This window comes from Stieleria sedimenti, assembly GCF_025060895.1.
In the GTDB taxonomy this organism is placed as follows: domain Bacteria; phylum Planctomycetota; class Planctomycetia; order Pirellulales; family Pirellulaceae; genus Stieleria; species Stieleria sedimenti.
In genome coordinates, this window is record NZ_JANZKV010000033.1 from 31,534 (window position 1) to 49,292 (window position 17,759).

General features: G+C 61.1%; 10 protein-coding genes. 6 read left to right on the top strand and 4 right to left on the bottom strand.

All coding sequences use genetic code 11. The features are described from left to right. Positions 1-84: 84 nt before the first annotated feature. Together NZK35_RS04550 and NZK35_RS04555 are read right to left on the bottom strand one after the other, a co-directional pair. Positions 85-3,150: a dockerin type I domain-containing protein gene (locus tag NZK35_RS04550; RefSeq protein ID WP_259631410.1), complete on the bottom strand. Its 3,066-nt coding sequence runs from the start codon at positions 3,148-3,150 to the stop codon at positions 85-87. Positions 3,151-3,268: 118 nt separating this feature from the next. Beyond that, positions 3,269-6,085 carry a protein kinase domain-containing protein gene (locus tag NZK35_RS04555; RefSeq protein WP_259631411.1) on the bottom strand — a complete coding sequence of 939 codons (2,817 nt, stop codon included), beginning with the start codon at positions 6,083-6,085 and terminating at the stop codon, positions 3,269-3,271. A 402-nt stretch (positions 6,086-6,487) separates the two neighbouring features. On the opposite strand from NZK35_RS04555, the gene thrS reads away from it, so the two are divergent. Beyond that, complete coding sequence (gene thrS / locus NZK35_RS04560) at positions 6,488-8,722, top strand: threonine--tRNA ligase (RefSeq protein WP_259631412.1); 2,235 nt, start codon at positions 6,488-6,490, stop codon at positions 8,720-8,722. 39 nt (positions 8,723-8,761) lie between these two features. On the opposite strand, the gene NZK35_RS04565 is transcribed toward thrS, so the two are convergent. Together NZK35_RS04565 and NZK35_RS04570 are read right to left on the bottom strand one after the other, a co-directional pair. Continuing rightward, positions 8,762-9,484, bottom strand: a complete 723-nt coding sequence (locus tag NZK35_RS04565; protein WP_259631413.1) for a pyridoxine 5'-phosphate synthase — start codon at positions 9,482-9,484, stop codon at positions 8,762-8,764. A gap of 49 nt (positions 9,485-9,533) precedes the next feature. Then, positions 9,534-11,246, bottom strand: coding sequence for a flagellar basal body P-ring protein FlgI (locus NZK35_RS04570; protein ID WP_259631414.1), 1,713 nt, complete (start codon positions 11,244-11,246; stop codon positions 9,534-9,536). Between the two features lie 686 nt (positions 11,247-11,932). On the opposite strand from NZK35_RS04570, the gene NZK35_RS04575 reads away from it, so the two are divergent. The 5 genes from NZK35_RS04575 to NZK35_RS04595 all read left to right on the top strand — a co-directional run bounded on the left by NZK35_RS04575 (position 11,933) and on the right by NZK35_RS04595 (position 17,699). Beyond that, positions 11,933-12,652, top strand: coding sequence for a hypothetical protein (locus NZK35_RS04575; protein ID WP_259631415.1), 720 nt, complete (start codon positions 11,933-11,935; stop codon positions 12,650-12,652). Between the two features lie 498 nt (positions 12,653-13,150). Next, positions 13,151-14,452, top strand: coding sequence for an MFS transporter (locus NZK35_RS04580; RefSeq protein WP_259631416.1), 1,302 nt, complete (start codon positions 13,151-13,153; stop codon positions 14,450-14,452). A 171-nt stretch (positions 14,453-14,623) separates the two neighbouring features. Continuing rightward, the gene (locus NZK35_RS04585; protein ID WP_259631417.1) at positions 14,624-15,670 is read left to right on the top strand and encodes a Gfo/Idh/MocA family protein; all 1,047 of its coding nucleotides are present in this window, start codon (positions 14,624-14,626) and stop codon (positions 15,668-15,670) included. Continuing rightward, positions 15,667-16,308, top strand: a complete 642-nt coding sequence (locus NZK35_RS04590; RefSeq protein WP_259631418.1) for a cyclase family protein — start codon at positions 15,667-15,669, stop codon at positions 16,306-16,308. Before NZK35_RS04585 ends, NZK35_RS04590 begins: the two co-directional genes overlap by 4 nt. Continuing rightward, a complete protein-coding gene (locus NZK35_RS04595) occupies positions 16,305-17,699 on the top strand; it encodes a four-carbon acid sugar kinase family protein (protein ID WP_259631419.1) in 1,395 nt (464 codons plus the stop codon). The genes NZK35_RS04590 and NZK35_RS04595 overlap by 4 nt, the downstream gene beginning before the upstream one ends. The last annotated feature ends 60 nt before the right edge of the window (positions 17,700-17,759 follow it).

The window sequence follows — 17,759 nt, forward strand, 5'->3', positions numbered from 1 at the left end:
CGACAGACCGCTCGCGCCCTACCGCTAACAAAATCACACCGCTTGGCGTCAAAGTAGCAGGCATTGGTCGACGAGCCGGGAAGCCTATCTCATGGGGCTGAGCGTATCATCGTCATCGTCGTCGGACAAGAAGTCGCTGGCGATGGCGGCGTCGACCGATTCCGCTTCGGCGTTGGATCCCCCACTGCCGCTTCCGTCCTCGCGATTGAACAATCGTGCCAGGTCGTTGATCACGTGCAAGGCGTCTCGGGCAGAAATCAGACCGTCGGCATTGGTGTCCAAACGTCGCATCGAACGTAATCGCTGCTCACCGTCTTCACCTTCGACGCGCGACGACAGTGTCGGAAGGTCGTCCACCAGTACACTGCCGTAGACCCCCAAGAAATTGATGACCCGCAGGGCGTCCGACGGTGTCACCGCGCCGCTGGCGTCGGTGTCGGTCGGTTCGATCCCATCGATATTCAACGTCAACGAGCCGAAGTCCACTTCCAGCGGTGAGACTTCGTCGTTCCGGCCGCGCAACAGCAGTTCCGCGCCGAGTGATTCGGCCGGGTCGAGTTGCAGGGTGACTCGACCGCCGGCAATCGCGCGAACGCCGATTCGAACCACAGCTTGCGGGGCACTGCCGGGGTGCTCGATCAAGGCTTCCAAAGCGCTGAATTCATCGATGCCTCGGGCCGTGATCGATTCGCCGATCTCATCGAACTTGCCCAACAGCATCAGCTCGCCGGTCAAATCCAATTGGTTCACCGGCAGGGGCAGGTCGAAGGCGACGGCGAACACACCCAAGCCGAATTCTCGCAAGTCCTGTGCAATGACTTCAATGAAGAACTCATCACCCGATTGAATCGATGCGACGGTATTGCCGTCGGCGTCCATCGCACGCATGCTCAGCTCCATCACGCGCCGGAGCGGTTGATTGCTGAGCCGGACGACGTCGTCTTGGAAGTTCGCCGCGTAGCGATAAAGCTGGTCGCCGACGCGCAGGTCGACGAGGATTCCGAATTGTCCGCCGAGCGGATTTTCGATCCCGGCGGCGGGATCGCTGGGCATGGGCCGGTCCGTGAATCGACGTACGGCACCGATTTGCAGGTCCGATGCGTCGACGCCCAAGTCCTCGCCGGCTCGGGCGATGACACGATCAACGGCTTGCCTGACGTCATCGTCGTCATAGCGAAACAGCGTCAACGTGACCTTTGCCGATGCCCGCTGGGAACCTTGTTGAAGGACGTAGCGGAATTCGAACGTTCCCTCGCTGCCCAACGCCTCTTCGGTCAGTCGCAGCACGTTGCCGCCGGTCGCGATCACCACTCCGGCAGGGGCGTCGATCAATTCCACGATCCGGGCGTTTCCCAGATAGCCGAGAATCTGGTCGTTTTCTAACACGTTCAAGTAGCGATCGCGCGCCTCGGAGTTGCGTCGGAAGACATCATCGACCGCCGTGGGGGCGGGAAGCGGATCGCCGAGCGGAGTGACGATCGGATCATCGAGGCTGTCCCAGCGATATTCGATCAACTGATCAATCTGACGCAGTAGCAATCGGTTTTCGTCGGCGTCGATCTCGACGACGTCGTCCAGTTCGATCGTCGCTTGTTGATCGAATTGACCGGACCCATCGATGCGGCCGACGACCAGTTGTCGGGCTTCAAGCGGCGTCAGGAACAGCCCGAGTCCGATCAAGGTGGGACGCGGCGACGAGGGAGTGAAGATCGCCAATGCCGAATGATCTGGCACGCTCTGCGCGACGACCGAGTGGTCGTCCAGGGATAGCGTCAGCAGTTCAACTTCACGCCGCGACAAACGTTCCACCGGATCGATGCTTGTGGCGTAGGAACGACGCACGATCGCAAACGTCTCGGGCGAGAGTTCTGTGACGCTGGTGATTCCCGGATACGTTTGGTCGGGGATGCCGGGCAATTCAATCCGCGTGACTCGGTTTTCGGCATCGACGTCAATCGACTGATCAATGTCGACGACGATCAGCGCGTTTCGTCCGTCGGCGATGACCAATGCCCGCTCGCCGATGTCTGCAAGCGTTTGTCGGTTGCGGGTCGCGAGGTCAACGGATTGAAAAAGTTTCGGCTGGTCTTCGGACAGGTCGATCAGCGCGACGCTGTAGCCCGCTTGGGGACCATCGACGACAGCGGGAAACACAACGTTGTGTTGTCCAAACACGACCGCGGTTCGTCCGTCGGCGGAGATTTCGGTTCGTAGATTAAAATCAGCCGACAACTCCAACGAAGCGATTCTTTCAATGTCATCGCCCACGATTCGGTAACGGACCAAATGATGGGCCAGTTCGGTCGGCGCAATCCACGTCGCGTCGCGCGATGAGGCGCGTTCGACATCGGTTTCGCTGCTGCCGGTTTGTTCGACGACCAGGATGTCATCGCCGACGACCATCTCGTCCAATACCGCATTGGGCAGTTCGCCGCTGGCGATCCGAGAAAGTGAACCTCCGCTGGTGTCAAACACCGTCACGGTGTGTGTGAATGACGGTGGTGAGTCAAATTGTGGCGTGAATTGGGATGGTTGGAAGGTAGAGACGAACAACCGATCGTCACGCCGCGCGACGGCTGCGAACAGACCGTCGAGCCGGATGGTGTTTCGATCCGTCAGGTCATTGCGGGCCACGGTCCACACGACGGTTTCCGCGCCGCGGGTACCGGTCGGAATGCCGCGGGGCGATGATCCTACGACGATCACCAATTGGTCCGTTAGCAACACCTCGCGAGGCGCCAGCGGCAATTCAATCGACGCGGATTCTTCCAGGCTGCCGTCGTCCTGGCGATCAAACAGGTGCAGCGTCGCGGGGGGCAATTCGGCTGCGGCGCCGGCGAAGAAATTCGTGCGAACGGCGGCCACCAAGCCTCCAGCTTCCACCAGCAAATCCGCGCCGCCCGCGGGAAGCATCAAGGGGGCATCGATCCCTGCGCCGGGGAAGAGCGGGGCGGGCAGAAATTGCGGCGGGAACGAAGGGGCGAAGCCGATGCCTGCAGGGGGTGTGTATGGAAAAACCTGAACCACGTTGCCGGACACGGGGAAAACGTCGCCACTGATTCTCTCGATCGGGTCGCTGGCCAAGCAGACGTCGCCGGCGAGCAGCCGGCGGCTTTCGAGGGGTTCGACGAAGGAGCATCGCGATTTCATGGCGGAATCCGACGAAAACGGACTTTGGATGGGTGCTGAGAGTGTTCAGATGAGAGGAAACGGCAAATGGTTCCACCGCAATACTCTAATCAAATGCGGCCCGATCAGCCGCCGTTTGTCACTCGCTCAGCCCCAAAATCAGTGTCGGCGGATCCAACAAATCGCTTTCTTTGGACCCGAAGCTCAACTGTTCATTCCCCGAGGATCCGGTCACGATCAGGGTGACGGAGCGATGATCGGCCTCGGCGACGAATTTCGCCAGCCTGTCGCTGGAAATCGATAGCGACTTGTCCTCCGGGCGGATCGTTTTTTCGGCCAGCAAAGGGATGTCTTTCAGCTCGTGTGATGAAAACGAATTGTTCCAAACGATTTTCATTTCCGGCCACAAGTCGCTGATTTCATTGCTGAAACCGTAGACCCGAACGGTCACATCGGCTTTGCGTTCGGCCGAGGTCAGGCTGAGCTCTAATTCCGCAGTCACGACGGGAAGCGGCTCGGGTTCTTTGGCCCTGGCACGGTTGCGATTGACCGGCTGGCCCCCGCCCTGGTTCCCACGCAGCGATAGGATCGGGAATCTCATGTAGGTGTGTTCGACCTGGATGTCGCGTCGAGTTTCGATCGACAGCACCGCTTTCTCGCCGAGTGGGTCGTTGTATCCGCTGCCACGTTTGACCGTGGCGTCCGCCCCACCCGGGTCGGACGTTTTGAGCATTACTGTTCGTGTGGATTTCGGCGGCGGTGGTGTTTTGGGTTCGGGGGCCGGTGGCGTCGGTTTGGGCGGAGTCGATGAGACGTTCGCGGGATCGGGTTTGGGTTGCTGACTCGGTGTTTTCATCGCAGGCTCGCCGTTTGCGGGGGAGCTCTTGGTGGCCGCCGCCAGATTTTCGGACGGCCGCACCGTCAACACGACGCGGTCCAGCATGCCGCGTTTGCGAGCGGAGTTCTTGTTGGAGATCGTCAATTCGACGAACGGGCGTTTGCCGGCGACGGCTGAGTCCACGGCATATTCGAGGATCACTTTTTTCTGTTTTCCACCGGCCCACCGATCATCGCTGGAGAAGGCGGTCAACAGGTAGCGAGTCGGCGGACCCGAGTTGCCTTTGAATCCCAACACGATTTGGTAATCGGTCTTCCCCGGGCCTTCCCCGCCCGCGTTCAAACTGATTCGAAAGACGTCGCCGTCCTTGGTGGTGTGTTGGAGTATGTCGCTGGTCAGAACCAGTTCGCTCTTGGAACCGGCGAAGGCGTAGGTCCTGGCGTCCTCATTGCGGGCCTTGGGGTTTCGATTCCATCCACCTTGTTTTCCCCAGCGCGTTGCCGTCCAGCCTGGTAGTCGCAATTGTTGCGAGTCGGGATCGCCTTGCTCGAAGGACCCGTTGTTCTGCTTGTTGCCCAACAGCCATTTGAATCCTTTGCCGCCGACGGCGCCCACGGGGTTCGCGCTGACTTTGGTCAGCGGTGGAGATGGATTCGGTTTCGGGTTGGCCGATGGGTTTTGGGGTGGTTTGGATTGCGGCGGCTTTTGTGATTGTTGTTTGGGCGGTTGTCCGGGCGACTGGTTTGGCTGGTTCGCAGCACGCGCTGAGTCGGGATTTGTCTTCGGGGCAGCGGCGACGTAGACCGCCTCTTGTTGTTGCTGACGTGCGATCGCGCTGGAATCACTGATGTAGACGATCATGGGGACCAGCACCAACAACAGCGCTGCAACGACACCCACGGTGATCCAAATGAGTTTCGAATTGGAGGTCGCCGTTGCGGCAGCGGCGTTGGCTTTCGGCTTCGGCGTTGCTGCGGCAAACGTTCCCGATCCTTGCGGGCCGGCAGCGAGCGGACCTTGGGGGACCGTGACGGCCGGGTGGGCGCCGGAGGACGACACGCCGGCGGCCAGGGGAGTCGCGGCGGGAAGCGCATCGGGAAGGGTTTCAAAGGGATTCGGCGGCGCTTCCTGGGACATGCCCAGCTCGATCCCGTCAAGGCCGCCCTGACTCTTCTTGTTGACCGCTTGTTCCAGCCCCAGTTGAAGCTTGTTGATCGCCTGGGCCACCTCGGATTTCTTTTCGCATTCGATTTCCACTTCGTCGAGTGCTTTTTCCAAGGCCGCGGCGCTGGGGTAGCGATCGCGCGGCTCTTTGGCCATCAGCCGATGGATCAGGTCCGCGAGCGGCTGGGGGATCTTGTCGTTTCGTTCGGTCAGTGGTTTGGGGGCGTGGGCCAGGATGGCGATCAGCTGCTCGGCGACTGATTTGGTTTTCAGCGGTAACGCACCGGTGGCCATTTCGTACAGCACGACTCCGGTGGAATACAAATCGCTTCGATCATCCAGCGGTTCGCTGCGCGCTTGCTCGGGTGACAGGTAGCCCGGGGTTCCGACGACCGCACCTCGGCCGGAAAGCTGGTCGACGGGGGTGGAAGCGAGGGCCAAGCCGAAGTCCAGGATCTTGATTCGGTTGGTCTTGGTGTCCAGCCAGATGTTGGCCGGTTTGATGTCGCGGTGGACGATGCCTTGCTTGTGGGCCGCGTCGAGTCCGCGGGCGATGTCGCGAGCATACGCGATGATCTGGTGGTAATCGGGCTCGCCGTACCGCTCTCCGAAATTCTCCAGCGTCGCCCCTTGAAGCAACTCCATCGCCATGTACGGCGTGCCCTTGTGTTCGCCGACTTCAAAAATCGTGGCCACGTTGTCGTGGTGGACGGCCGCCATGGCCCGGGCTTCGCTGATGAAACGTTTTCGGCTGCCCGGCGTGCTGGCGATTCTCTGATTCATCACCTTCAGCGCGACCTGCCGCTTCAGCCGAATGTCTTCGGCCAAAAACACGAATCCCATACCACCCTTTCCGAGTTCACGCAGCACCCGATAGTGACCGAGCGTGCCGAGATAATCCTCCGAATCCTTCGGCGGATCCAGAAAGTCGTGTTGGATGCCGGACGACGTCATCGCTAGAAAATACGGCCAAGGGGGTCAACGGAATCAGACAAGGGGCGTCTTGATGGCTGGGGACAGCTAGATCGCTGGCGACAACACTCGACGCGAGACTTCAAGTATATCACGTTTGCTTGCGCGGATTGAATTCACGCCGAAAAGTGGCCGCCACGTCGCACGATGAGCCTCACCTATTGCCTGCGGCCGAGAGGCATCCTTCTCAAATTGCCTATTCTCTAAAAAAGGTGTCGGACACCTTTTTCGCGAGCGGGGATCCGCCATTTTCCTCGTTTGGCGTCCCAGGTATGCTTCGGTGGTTCATTCGTCGAAGGTGTCCCCCTGCGGCGTACGCATGACAGGCCATCCTCTTTCGTTTTGAGGGGCCGCCGATTTCCTGAAATTTCAGACTGAAACACAATGAGCCAATCGACTCCTGGCCCCGTTTCCCCCGCGTCGGTCGCTTCCGATGCCGCCCCCTTGGCCCCCGTGCTGGTGCGTTTGCCCGACGGGACGACCCATCAGCATCCCGGCCACACCACACCGATGGAGATTGCCAGTGGGATCAGCGAAGGGTTAGCGCGGAGCGTCGTGGCGGCGGAGGTCGACGGTCGAATTGTCGACGCGGACCGGCCACTGGGTGAATTGGCGTCCGGAGACGCTGTCGAAGAGGAGGCTGCCGACGGGGCGCTGTCGCTGCGATTGTTGACCAGTCGCGACGGTGAAGCGCTCGATGTGCTGCGGCACTCGGCGGCCCATGTGATGGCCCGAGCCGTCATGCGGCTCTACAAGGGCGTTTCGTTGGCGTTTGGGCCGACCACCGAAGGCGGCTTCTATTACGACTTTGACCTGGATGTCCCGATCAGCGAGGACGATTTTCCAAAGATCGAAGCGGAAATGAAGGCGATCATCAAAAAGAAAGAGCCGTTCGAACGTTTTGTCCTTGATCGTGACGAGGCCCGCAAGCTGTGCGACGACCTGGATCAAGATCTGAAGGTCGAGCACATCGATACCGGATTGGCCGACCAGTCAACCGTCAGTTTTTATCGTCAAGGCGAGTTCGTCGACCTCTGTCGTGGGCCCCACATCCCCGATGCCGGCAAGATCAAAGCGATCAAGTTGATGAGCGTCGCCGGATCCCACTGGAAAGGCGACACGTCCAATCGACCCCTGCAGCGGCTTTATGGGACCGCGTTCTTCGACAAGAAAGAACTGAAGGCCTATCTGGAGCAGATCGAAGAAGCCAAACGCCGTGACCACCGAGTGCTGGGCAAGCAGCATGGCCTGTTCGCGATCAACCCCGAAGTCGGCCAGGGGTTGTGCCTGTGGTTGCCCAAGGGGGCCCGTGTCCGCGTGACCTTGGAAGACTTCCTGCGCCGCGAGTTGCTCAGCCGTGGTTACGACCCGGTTTACAGCCCGCACATCGGTCGCGTCGAATTGTATGAGACCAGCGGCCACTTTCCGTACTATCGCGACAGCCAATTCGCGCCGTTGTTCGGCAGCGAAGTTGGCGCGATGCTGGATGCGTGGGCCAACCGCCTGGAAGCGGGCACCATCGACGCCGACGGCGAAGACAAGCTGATAGCGGCCGCCGAAGTGCTGGGCGTGGAGCTGCCCGATTACAAACCGTCGATGTCGGCCGAACAAAAACGCGAGGTGCTGCACCAGTGGCAATTGGTCAACGAGCGGTACCTGCTCAAGCCGATGAACTGTCCGCATCACTGCCAGATCTTCAAGGCCCAGTCACGTTCCTATCGACAATTGCCGATGCGGCTGTTCGAGTTCGGGACCGTTTATCGGCACGAACAAACGGGCGAGCTGAACGGGATGTTGCGGGTCCGCGGCTTGACCCAAGACGACGCGCACATCTTCTGCACCGAGGATCAGGTCGAAGCGGAGTTTCGGGCAACAATTGAGCTGACGAAGTTCGTGCTCAAGGCGGTCGGTTTGGACGACTATCGCGTCCAGCTCTCCTTGCGTGATCCGGACAGCAGCAAGTACGTCGGCAGCGAACAGCAATGGGATACCGCGGAAAATTCGCTCCGCGGCGTCTTGGAACAGAGCGGGATGGAATTCAACGAAGAGCCGGGCGAGGCGGCGTTTTACGGCCCCAAAGCGGACTTCATGGTGCGTGATTGCATCGGGCGTTCCTGGCAACTGGGGACCGTTCAGCTGGACTACAATCTGCCCGAACGGTTCAAGCTGGAATACAACGGCAAGGACAATGCGGCCCATCGCCCGGTGATGATCCACCGCGCCCCGTTCGGTTCTTTGGAACGGTTCACCGGCATGTTGATCGAGCACTTCGCCGGTGCGTTCCCGATGTGGCTCTCGCCCGAACAGATCCGCGTCCTGCCGCTCAGCGACAAATCGATCGACTACGCCGTACAAGTCGCCAAGCAGTTCGACGAGGCGGGATTGAAGGTCACGGTCGACTCAACCGGCGGCAAGGTGCAAGCCAAAATCCGCAACGCGCAGCTCGACCTGGTCAACTACATGGCGGTCGTGGGGCCGAAGGAAGCCGAAACGGGGCAAGTCGCCCTGCGCGATCGAATCGACGGTGACTTGGGATCGATGCCGACCGCCCAGGCGATCGCCAGGTTGGTCGATGAAGTCAAGAACCGAACCGTTCGCCAGGCAGTGACGGCGTCGTAGGATCGTTCACAAGATCCGCGACTCGGACTGGGCGGAACGCTACGGGCAACAGGCATCCAGAATCCGCCGCATCTCCGCGACGGCTTCTTTCATCCCGACCATCACGGCGCGGCTGACGATGGAGTGGCCGATGTTCAATTCGATCATGCCGGGAAGTTTGGCGACCGGTCGCACGTTGGTGTAATTGAGTCCGTGTCCGGCGTGCAGTCGCAGTCCCGATTCGATCGCCACCTGACCTGACGCCCGCAGTCGATCGAGTTCGTCGTTGATGGCGCCGCGCTGGGCCAGGGCGTAAGGGCCGGTGTGCAATTCGACCGCATCGGCGCCCAGTTTGGCTGCCGCGGCGACTTGATCGGTGTCGGGATCGACGAACAGACTGGTCAGGATGCCTTGGTCCTTCAGCCGTTCGATCGCAGCGGCAATGCGTCCGTCGTCTGCGGCGACATTCAGCCCGCCTTCGGTCGTCACTTCTTGGCGGCTTTCGGGAACCAGCAGCGCCCAGTCGGGGCGCACGCGAAGGGCGATGGCCAGCACGTCGTCGGCGCACGCTAGTTCCAGGTTGGTCTTGACCGTCACGGTCTGCATCAGCACGTCGACGTCGCGGTCTTGGATGTGCCGGCGATCTTCGCGGAGATGGAACGTGATGCCGTCGGCGCCGCCTTGTTCGGCTAGGGCGGCGGCGATGGCCGGGTCGGGTTCATAGGTGCGGCGCGCTTGTCGCACCGTGGCGACGTGGTCAATGTTGACGCCAAGTTCGATCATGGATGACGTATCGTGGTGGAGGCGGAGGGTGCAAACGCCCGGCTGACGTTCAGCTGGACTCCTCCTCACGATAATAGGTTCGCAGAGCTTTGGGCAGCGGATCAATCGCCAGTTGATCTTCCAGGTACCCCTTCGATTTGGCTTCGCGAAGCACTTCGACCACATCGGCGTAATCTCCGCCGATCGAAACGATTCCCTTGACCAGTCCGCGAACCGTGGCCGGTGAGCGTGTGCGTCGGTCCTCTTTGCCGACCTGAAAGCGGCTGATTCTCAATTGGCCCGGTTCGTTGGATTCCGGTTTGACGATCAGCGCGTTGGGGCCCAGGATCGCGCCTCGAATACGGACCGGCGAGGGGGTGCCGAAGACCACGATCTCGGCCTCCTCGCGGGTCGATACCACGACCGCGGGCGGCGCCAGTGAATCGATTTCGTAATAGTGCAACGCCGTCCCGAGTTTTTCAGGGGTCAGGGCGAGCCCGGCGTCCGCCCGGGATCGCAGCGCGGCAAACGAGCCATAGCGGCTTTCGATGCTCGGTTGATTGAACAGACCCGCCAGCGCGTCAACGACTTCCGGGTGCTCGAGCCCTGTCAGGGCGGCCAAAGCCGGGTAGCGGAAGGCTGATTCGTTGGCGATCGCGTCGGCCAGCGGACCGATCGCATCCTGGCGGTCCAGGTAGGCGAGTGCTTCGGCGGCATAAAAACGCAGCTCTGGGTTTTCGTTCTTCAGTCCGGCCGCTAGTGTCGGGATCGCGCTCTCACCCAGCGCTTCCAATTGCAGCGCAGCATCGGCGGCCGTCGCCGGGTCGCTGAGCAAGGAGGCCAGTTTCTTGAGCCGCGGTTGGCTGTTGCCTTGTCGCTCGTCGATCGCGATCGCACGGACCACCGCGACATAGCGGCCGAGGGACCCCTCGTAACGCGGGTGCAGTTCCAGTTCGATGTAGTCGTCTTCGACCGCTTTGGCCACGCCTCGTCGCGTCGTGCCATCGAAGAAGAAGAAGCGCCGATTGATCGCTTCGGCGATCTCGCTGGATACTTTGACGTGCTGGAACTCGGGCCGCAGGACCAGGCCCATGTTGCGGGTCTTTTGGACCGTGCCGCCGGAGAGTACCAGGGCTTGGGTTTTCATCCGTTTGTCCGCACTGCCTTGGAACGCCGCACGCGTCAAAATCGGGCCTGTCCCCATCGCCAGGACGTCGCCTTTCCGGACGCGCCCCTGGATCACCTGTTGCAGACGCATTCGGGTGTCCAGCAGCCAACCACCGTGAAGGTCCGTCGCGTTGCTGCCGGCCGGCGAGTCGATTCGCAGGTCGATCGTGTCGCCGCGTTTCGCACCCGCGGGGACCGTCGCATACACGCGGACGATCGAATTGGATTCGAGTTCCAGGATTTCGTTGGGGCTTTTGACATCATTCCGCCGCATCTCTTCGATCAGCTGATCGCGGTACGGCGACGGGTCGGCCGGCCCGCCGGTTCCGGCCAACGAGTTCACCAGGCCGACCCCTGAGATCTCGATCGGATTCAGGCCTCGCGGGGCGGCGGCTTCGCGAATCAGTTCGGGGGGCTCGGGGGCTTGCAGGAGTTTGGCCACTCCGTTTTCTTCCGAGGATGAGCCGCGGCCCAGGAACGAGGTGCAGCCGGTCAGCGCTCCGCCCAGGATCAGCGAGGTCGAGGCGCGCAGCAGCAGGCCGCGGCGGTGGATCGCGGCGGGCGCGGCTTGAGCGGTCTCGTCGTTGCGGTTCAGTTCGGGCGTCCTGCCTGACATGGTTGTTTCCGGTGGAGGGGGGCCATTCTGTGCGAAAATGGGTCGAGGATTGGCTATAGCGGAAATCGGGCCAGGGAAGCAAGGCGAGTGCGGCGGAGCACGGCTGGCGCGGCGGTTATTACCGCCCAGTACCCAGTAGTCAGTACTCAGTACCCAGGCCACGATCTCCCCTTCGCCCCGCCTTCCCCTCTGCTCCTCTCATTCACCGAGGACTATTCAAGCGGCCCCTTTCGGGCCCCCTCGTTTGGCAGTTCTCGGTCTCCGGTGCCGTTGCGGGCTCATCGAGGCCATGGCCGTTGACGCGGCTTGCCGAGCGTCTTGTCGGCCGTCACCAGCGGATTTTGCGCGGGCAAAAAATGGTGAAAAGCGAAGTGGCGCTGTGGCCATCCACTTCACGCCGATTCGGCCTGTTTTTCCACAAAAGTCCCCAGCTTGCTTAGGGTGGACACTTGGTCGATGGGTATCTCGGCAGTGCTGAAAAACCATGCAATCGTCGCGGGGCTGGCTGCGGCGGCGTTGCTGAAAAAGTGTGCAATGTCTCTTTGCTGTCGTAAAGTCTTTTGACAGCAACCTTTGTGACGGAGCATTTGACCGGCTGTCAGGATCGGCACAGCCACCCACGGCGGGCGAGTTCGTGCCCGTCGGCCGGGTCTCGTTCTCGATCGTTCGCAAAGGAATCACGCCTGATGAGCCAGCCCAATTCGAAGGAAATCAACCCGCAGGTCGAATCGGAGGATCGGGGCGGACCGGGGGAGGGGCTTCGTTATGCGAGCGATCCCGGTCCCGACCAGGCCACCGAGTTCCCCACGTTGGAGCTGACCCAGCCGGACCCGGAAGCCGACTATGAGGACCGCTGTCGGCAGGCCCTCCTGTTGGCGGAAGAAGCCTTCGCGTCGACCGGCAGTTGGGTCGTTTTCTTTCGCGAGATCCTGGGCGTCGACGGGGTGGTCAAGCAGTTGTTTTCCGATGCCGAGGAGTTCAAACGTTTCGTCGCGGGGCCCGAATTTGCCACCCTGCATGAAATGCTAGCGGCGATCCGCAGTCAAGATCAGTCGAAGTCTGATGCCGCCGAGCCGGAGCGAATGATCACCATCCGGATTCCCCGGTCGTTGCATGAATCGCTGCAAGAGGAGTCGAAGGCGTGCGGTTTGAGTATCAACAAGTTGTCGATCAGCAAGTTGCTGTTGCCGGCTAATCCGCGTTTTGTCCCTGAGCAGCAGGGCAGGCGGCGGGGGCGTCGCCCCGGGCCGCAGGGACGCCGCTCAAAGACATCCGCGCCGGATGCCGCTCCACCAGCGGAACGCTCCAACGCATCGCCCCCGTCGGAGCCCCGGATCTTGGAAGGCCGCCGCGCCATCCACAGTTGGGTTGACCGGTCTCCCCATGGCTCCCTCGGGCAGCGCTGACGCCTTCCCCGCCAGCCCCACCAGCCCCGGCCGGAGTGGGCGTTGATTGCTAGCGGTATTGGCTCGGCCAGCCCGCACGCTCAAACTCCCCGATCAACTCCTTTGCGAAGGCAGGCTGCCGCACCGCCGGCGGATTGATTCGCTGCGACCCCGTCGGGGGCGGGGGGGATTTTGAGGCGTGCTTCCCGGTGGTGGCGCTGCGCTGACCTCCGGCTACTCGCTGAAATCCCTTCGGGATACTCGGTTCGCTGCCGCTCTCCTTTGACACCAACGGAGTGAGGCTTGTCAGCGGCAGGGCTCGGGCCGTTCGGCTAACTCCTGTCGTGTCGAAGTAATTGGCTCAAGAAGCGGAGGTCTGAAGGGCCTGCACATCTGAAACCTGAAACCTGAAACCTGAAACCTGCATGGTGCCAAGGGGGCCACCCGGGCCGAGTGAGTTCGCTACAATCTCGCCACTCCCTGCTGGTTCCGCTCCTCTTCTCACTGGCAATCCGTCGCATGCCGATCCGTCTGTTCTTGATTCTTGGCGCGTTCCTGGTCTCGGTTTTGATGTGGGTGGATCGGGCCTGTATTTCGGCGGCCAAGGATGACATGGCGAGCGATCTGGGGTTTTCGGATCAGCAAATGGGATGGGTGATGGCTGCGTTTTCGCTCGGCTATGCCCTGTTTCAGGTCCCCAGCGGCAAGTTGGCCGATCGTTTCGGACCGCGAGTCGTGATGACGGTCGTCTGTCTGTGTTGGTCGCTTTTCACGGCGCTGACCGGCGTGGTCCGTGGAATCTACGCGATGATCGGGCTGCGCTTTCTGTTCGGGCTCGGCGAGGCCGGTGGTTATCCGACCTTGGCGCGGGCGTTCACGAATTGGTTGCCGATGAATGAACGGGGGATCACCAATTCGATCAGCTTTTCCGGTGGTCGGCTGGGGGCGGCGCTGGCGATGCCCGGCGTGGTTTGGTTGATCGGGGCGCTGGGCGGTTGGCAGCAGACGTTTTGGTTTTTCGGCGCGATCGGGATCGGGTTCGCCGTGGTGTGGTTCGTGCTGTTTCGCGATCGGCCCGAAGACCACTTTGCGGTTTCTCCCGCCGAGCGCGATCACATCATCGAAGCCCGTCGACCGAGGAAGTCCGGCTCCGAGGCCGTCAATGCGGTCGCCGACGTCCCGATCACGTTCGGCAACATGTTGCAATCGCCGAACATGCTGATGCTGATGGTTCAATATGTTGCCCACAACTTCACATTTTTCTTCACCGTGACCTGGTTCTTTCCGTACTTGAAGGAGAGTTACCAGTTGACCAGCGAGCAGGCCGGTTGGTACGCGATGTCGCCGTTGTTGTGTGGCGTTCTGGGGAATTGGCTGGCGGGTTTCACCGTGGATCGTTTGTACAGCCAGGGGCGATGGCAGCTGTCGCGTCGTCTGCCCGCGGCCGTCGGGTTCCTGCTGGCCGCGATCGGCATGAGTCTGTGCGTGAACATGACGACGCCGTTTTGGGCCGTCGTGTGCATGTGTATCGCGATCTTTGGCAGCGACATGATTCTCAGTCCCTCCTGGTCCACTTGCATGGACATCGGCGGCGCGAGTGCGGGCGCGGTTTCGGGGGCGATGAACATGGTCGGCAACCTAGGTGCGTTCTTCACGGCGTTGTCGTTTCCCTATTTGAAGAACGCGTTGGGGTCGCACCAACCGTTTTTCTATGTCGCTGCGGGATTGAATCTGTTGGCGATCTTCTTATGGTTTCGAATTCGCCCGGATCGAAGCATTGCCGAAGAGCGGCTGGGGTACGAGCCCGGTTCCAGTGATTGATTTGGCTCTGAAGGTGTCAGCGGAACGGCGCGAGCCGTCCGGTTGCACCGTGAAAGACCGGGAGGGCTCGCGCCCTTCCGCTAACAAAAAACACCCCGTTTGGTGTCAAAGTGGATGGCATGGGGCGACGGCGTCCTGTCCCCATCCTGTCATGCAAATTGAAAGCAGCCCATGAACAACACTGATGGACCGAAATTACGAGGCGCGGTGGTCGGCGCCGGCTACTTCAGCCAATTCCATTTCGATTCGTGGAAGCGAATCCCTGGCGTCGAATTGGTTGCGGTCTGCGATTCCAATTCGGCAGCCGCCGAGCGGGCGGCCAAGACCTATGGGGTTGACGCGGTTTTCGCCGATCACGCGAACATGTTGGACGAAGTCGACTTGGATTTCGTGGACATCGTCACGCGTCCGGACACGCATTTGAGGCTTGTCGGTGACGTTGCCGCAGCGGGTGTTGCGATCATTTGTCAAAAGCCGCTGGCGCCGACCGTCGCCGAAGCCCGCCAGATTGTCGACGTCGCGTGTGGCGCGGGCGTTCGGTTCATGGTGCACGAGAACTTTCGATTCCAACCCTGGTATCGCGAGATCAAAGAGCTGTTGGAGAGCGGTGTCGTCGGAGACAAGGTGCACACCCTCACGCAGCGGAATCGCATGGGCGACGGCTGGGGGGATGATGCTTACCTGGCGCGTCAGCCGTACTTTCAGACGATGGAACAGTTTTTGATTTTCGAAGCCGGCATTCACACGATCGACACGTTTCGTTACCTGGCCGGTGAAATCGATCGCGTCTGGTGCATGCACCGAAAACTCAATCCGGTGATCGCCGGCGAAGACACCGCGATCGGCATCTTTCAATTTGCCCGCAGCGGCGTCGGTGTTTATGACGCCAATCGCTACAACGAGTCGACCGCGGACGATCCACGTTACACGTTCGGCGAGCTGTTGGTGGAGTGCGACGGCGGGACGATTCGCTTGTACGATGACGCCCGGCTGACGGTCCAGCGGCTCGGCCAGCCGGAAACGCCACACCCCTATCAACCCAGTCGCCATGGATTTGCCGGTGATTGCGTCCATCAAACGCAACTGCATTTTGTTCGTGGGTTGCGATCCGGTGACGCCTTTGAAACCGACGGCCCCAGCTATCTGAAAAGCATCGCGGTGCAGGAAGCGATGTACCGCAGTGCCGAAACGATGATGTGGGAGTCACCGTCCGAATGAGAATCCTAGATTTGACGTTGCGATTGGAAAAAGGGATGCGTGGCGTTGACTATGAAACCAAGTACACGGTCGCGAAAGACGGTTGGAACGCGCGGACGTTACATCTGTATTCGCACTGTGGAACCCACATGGATTCGCCGTATCACTTTGAAGCGGGCGAGCAGACGATCGACCAGATTCCGATCTCGGATTGCATTGGCAAAGCGTGGGTTGTCGGGCTCGACGGTTTGCCCGACCGGACACCGATCACCGTCGAGCACCTGGGGCCGCTGGCCGACCAGGTGCAGCCCGGCGATGCGTTGTTGTTGCGGACGCTGTGGAGCCGCCACGTCAGCGATCCCGACCACTACCGCGACCACTTTCCGCCGATCAGCCCTGAACTGGCCCGCTGGATGGTGGACCAACGTGTCCGGATGGTCGGGGTCGAGCCGCCGTCGGTGGCCGATGTCAACGACTTGGCCGCGGTCACCGAGATCCATCAAATCCTGCTCGGTGCGGGCATCATCATCGTCGAAGGGTTAACGGGCTTGGACCAGTTGACCGAGCCGACGTGCCTATTCGGAGCGATGCCGTTGAAGGTCGCCGGGGGCGACGGGGCACCGTGTCGTGCGTTCGCGATTTTGGGAGCGACGTGGTGAGTGACCTTTTGAATGATCTTCCGCCGCCGCGCCGCGATGACTTGTTGCCCAAGATCCGCCAACTCGCTGAAGCATCTGCCGCCTGCGTGGTGGTGTTGGACGACGATCCGACCGGGACGCAAACGGTTTATCAGACGCCGGTGCTGACCACCTGGGACGTGGCGTCGCTGGCTGACCAGTTGCAACGTGGCGACGCGATGTTCTACGTGTTGACGAACTCGCGGGCGCTGCCCGAGCGTGAAGCCGTGGAATTGGCGCGCTGTCTCGGTCGCAACCTGCGTGAAGCGGCGGCCAACGTCCAAAGAGAGTTGACGGTGATCAGCCGCAGCGATTCGACGTTGCGAGGCCATTACCCGGCCGAAGTCGATGCGGTCGCCGAGGCGCTCGGGCATCCCGATGCGGTCCACGTCATCATGCCGTTTTTTCTTCAGGGCGGACGCTTGACGATTGGTGACACGCATTACGTGGCCGAAGGCGATTCGTTGGTGCCGGCGGCGGACACCCCGTTTGCCCAAGACGCGACCTTCGGATTTCGACATTCGAACTTGCGCGACTGGGTCGTTGAAAAGACCGGGGCGGCGGTCGATCAGGCTTCCTTGCATTCGGTTTCTATCGAGGAGCTTCGTGAAGGTGACTTGCAGCAACTCGCGGCGCGGATTGCCGCCTTACCGTCGGGAAGTGTCTTGATCGTCAATGCCGTCGACATCGCCGATGCCCGCGCTTTCGCAATTGCCGCGCGCCTGGCGGAATTCGCGGGGGCGGAATTGATCTACCGCACCGCAGCGAGTTTTGTCCAAGCCTATGCGGGGTTGGAGGAGAAACCGCTGTTGCGCGGCGACCAGATGATCGCCTCGGCCCACTCGGCAGGTCTGATCGTCGTCGGTTCGTACGTTCCCAAAACGACGACGCAGCTGAATCGTTTGCTCGATGTCGAGGACGCTCCCCAAGCAGTGGTGTTGGATGTCGGACGGCTGTTGTCGGATCAGGCCGCGCAGCATCTGGCCGACGTGATCGAACGCGTCAACTCGCGACTTGTCCGAGGGCAGGACGTCGTGCTGCACACCTCGCGCGGCTTGGTCACCGGGGCCGACGGCGAATCAAGTTTGCGAATCGGTACCGCGGTTTCCAAGGCGGTCGTCGATGTCGTCCGCGCGGTCGATGCCCCGCTGCGTTTTTTGATCGCCAAGGGAGGCATCACGTCGAGCGACGTGGCGACCAAGGGATTGGAAGTCAAACGTGCGACGGTGCTGGGGCAGATCTTGCCTGGCATTCCGGTCTGGAGTCTCGGCCCGGAAAGCCGTCGACCCGAATTGCCGTACGTCGTTTTCCCCGGCAACGTCGGCGGCGACGAGGCGCTGGCCGAGGCGTACAGGAAACTGCGCGGGCGGTGATGGGGGCAAAACGATGGGGGCAAAACGATGGGGGCAAAACGATGGCAGAATGATGGGGTG

What these genes read in the sequence shown, in the direction of transcription:
- NZK35_RS04570 (WP_259631414.1), bottom strand. Translation starts at nt 11,246, where the DNA reads ATGTCAGGCAGGACGCCCGAACTGAACCGCAACGACGAGACCGCTCAA.
- NZK35_RS04575 (WP_259631415.1), top strand. Translation starts at nt 11,933, where the DNA reads ATGAGCCAGCCCAATTCGAAGGAAATCAACCCGCAGGTCGAATCGGAG.
- NZK35_RS04585 (WP_259631417.1), top strand. Translation starts at nt 14,624, where the DNA reads ATGAACAACACTGATGGACCGAAATTACGAGGCGCGGTGGTCGGCGCC.
- NZK35_RS04555 (WP_259631411.1), bottom strand. Translation starts at nt 6,085, where the DNA reads ATGACGTCGTCCGGCATCCAACACGACTTTCTGGATCCGCCGAAGGAT.
- thrS (WP_259631412.1), top strand. Translation starts at nt 6,488, where the DNA reads ATGAGCCAATCGACTCCTGGCCCCGTTTCCCCCGCGTCGGTCGCTTCC.
- NZK35_RS04580 (WP_259631416.1), top strand. Translation starts at nt 13,151, where the DNA reads ATGCCGATCCGTCTGTTCTTGATTCTTGGCGCGTTCCTGGTCTCGGTT.
- NZK35_RS04550 (WP_259631410.1), bottom strand. Translation starts at nt 3,150, where the DNA reads ATGAAATCGCGATGCTCCTTCGTCGAACCCCTCGAAAGCCGCCGGCTG.
- NZK35_RS04565 (WP_259631413.1), bottom strand. Translation starts at nt 9,484, where the DNA reads ATGATCGAACTTGGCGTCAACATTGACCACGTCGCCACGGTGCGACAA.
- NZK35_RS04590 (WP_259631418.1), top strand. Translation starts at nt 15,667, where the DNA reads ATGAGAATCCTAGATTTGACGTTGCGATTGGAAAAAGGGATGCGTGGC.